The organism is bacterium, from assembly GCA_035530055.1.
Taxonomy (GTDB): Bacteria; UBA6262; WVXT01; order WVXT01; family WVXT01; genus WVXT01.
In genome coordinates, this window is the sequence record DATKVN010000050.1 from 1 (window position 1) to 2519 (window position 2519).

2 protein-coding genes are annotated in these 2519 nt (G+C 41.6%); both read left to right on the forward strand.

What is annotated here, in order from left to right:
* The first annotated feature begins 50 nt into the window (after positions 1-50).
* A complete protein-coding gene (locus tag VMW39_04235) occupies positions 51-1418 on the forward strand; it encodes an HD-GYP domain-containing protein (protein HUW23220.1) in 1368 nt (455 codons plus the stop codon).
* A 27-nt stretch (positions 1419-1445) separates the two neighbouring features.
* On the forward strand, positions 1446-2519 hold a 1074-nt coding region (locus VMW39_04240; GenBank protein HUW23221.1), incomplete at its 3' end, for a PAS domain-containing protein.

Below are 2519 nucleotides of genomic sequence, written 5' to 3' on the forward strand. Positions count from 1 at the left end.
GTGCTTGCAATAGTCTTACCAAAACACGCGGTTATTATCACAGTTGGATAGTGCTACTGGACGAAGAGGGGAAGATTGACACCTACGCTGAAGCCGGTTTAGGAAAAGGCTTCTTGTCTATACTTAAACTATTAAAGAAAGGCGAGCTGACTTGTTCCGGTCAGACAGCCTTAAAGCAAAAGGATGTTGTAATAATCAAAGACCCGGTATCTGCCTGTCCCGATTGTCCGCTGGTACAGGCATGTTCTGCCAAAGGAAGCGTAATGACCGTCCGGTTAGGACGTGATGGAAAGATCTACGGTGTAATGTCTGTCTCTATTCAGGCTCATTTTATTACTGATAAAGAAGAACAAGCCTTGTTTATGGAGGTCGCAGGAGATGTTGTTCTGGGTTTACACAGTATTGAAATGGGAAAAAAACTGGATAAGCAAACCTATGATCTTAAGGAAAGGGTCAAAGAATTAAATTGTCTTTGGGAACTTTCTAATCTTATTGAAAAATCGGGCATTTCATTGGGAAAAATATTTCAAGAAATAGTTAATCTCCTTCCCGCTGCCTGGCAGTATCCGGAAATCACTTGTGCTCGAATCATCTTGGGAGATAAAATATTCAAGACAGAAAAATTTAAAGAGACTATCTGGAAACAGAGCGGGGATATTAAGATACATAAAAAGATAATCGGTACCTTAGAGGTCTATTATTTAGAAGAAAGGCCGGAGATAGATGAAGGTCCTTTCCAGAAAGAAAAAGGAGACCTAATGACCGTTATTGCCGAGAGATTAGGAGAATTCATTGATGGGAAAAAGTCAACGGCACAACTTCAACAAACTTACCAAAGAACAAAAAGGTCTATGGATGCAACCATTGACACCATGTCAAAGATAGTAGAAGCCAAAGACCCTTATACTGCCGGTCACCAGCAGAGGGTTTCTCAACTGGCCACAGCTATAGCTAAAGAGCTAAACTTTTCTAAAGAAAAGATTGAAGGGATAAGGATTGCCTCTCTAATCCACGATATCGGGAAGATCGGCCTGCCCACTGAAATCTTAAGTAAACCCACCAAATTAAATGATATAGAATTTAATCTAATCAAAGGACATTCCAAAATAGGGTATGATATCTTAAAATCCATAGATTTTTCCTATCCTGTAGCACAGATTATCCTTCAACATCACGAAAGGCTAAATGGTTCAGGATATCCCCAGGGACTTAAAAGTGAGGATATTCTTCTGGAAGCAAAAATAATAGGGGTAGCTGATGTAGTAGAAGCGATGTCTTCTCACCGTCCCTATCGGCCAGCTCTGGGTATCGATAAAGCTTTGAAAGAAATCTTCCAAAATAAAGGTATCCTCTATGGCCCTGAAGTAGTAGATGCCTGTTTAAGGCTCTTCAAGAAGAAAGGATTCAAGTTGGAGTAACAGCTATTTAGATAAAGGAATAAAATCATGAATAAAAAAATGATCGATTCTTTAAGACGGCCGGATGATTTGCGCCGGCAAGCAGAGGGGATTGCCCGGGGGAAAGCCCCACAGCTGTCAGAAAATCTGGATAAGCTGTTACCCCAGGAGCAGCGGAAGTTGCTCTATGAACTGCGGGTGCATCAGATCGAACTGGAGATGCAGAACAAGTCGCTGCGTAAGACGCAGGGGGAACTCGAATCCTCACAGTTGCGGTATTTTAATCTGTACGATCTGGCTCCGGTGGGCTATTTCACTCTTACCGAAGAGGGGTTGATCCTGAAAGCGAACCTCACAGCAAGAAGTTTACTGGGTGTGGAGAGAAGTGTTTTGCTCAAGAAATCGTTGACCCGCTTTATCTTCCGCGAGGATCAGGACATTTACTACCATCACCTTAAACAACTCTTTGAAACAGGCACTCCACAGGTGTGCGATCTGAGACTGGTGAAAAAGGACGGTTCCCTATTCTGGGGGCAATTAGAATCGACTATAGCAGAGGAGGGTGAGAGCGGGGATGCCTTGTGTTATACTGTGATAAGCGACATCACCGAGCGCAAAAAAGCGGAGAAAGCTCTGGCAGAATCCGAAGAAAGATACCGCACCGTATTTGAAAATACCGGTACTGCAACTGTGATAATTGAAGAAGATATGACCATCTCTATGGCAAACAATCAAACTGGAAAGCTGAGCGGATATTCTAAAGACGAAATTGAAAACAAGATGAAGTGGACAGATTTTGTTGTTCCGGAAGATTTAGAAAGGATTGGAAAATACCATATTGCCAGGAGAGAAGCCGGAGAACCCCCCCCAACGAAGTATGAATTTCGTATGAAGAATAAAAAAGGCAATATAAAAGATATACTCTTGAAAATTGGAATGATTCCCGATACCAAAAAGAGTGTAGCTTCATTAATAGACATCACCGAACTTAGGCAGGCAGAAGAAAGAATTAAACACCTTAATCTTGTTCTTCGTGCCATTCGTAAAGTTAACCAACTGATTGTCAAAGAAAAGAATCGTGAAAGATTACTAAAGGGTGCTTGCAATAATCTTATCAAAACA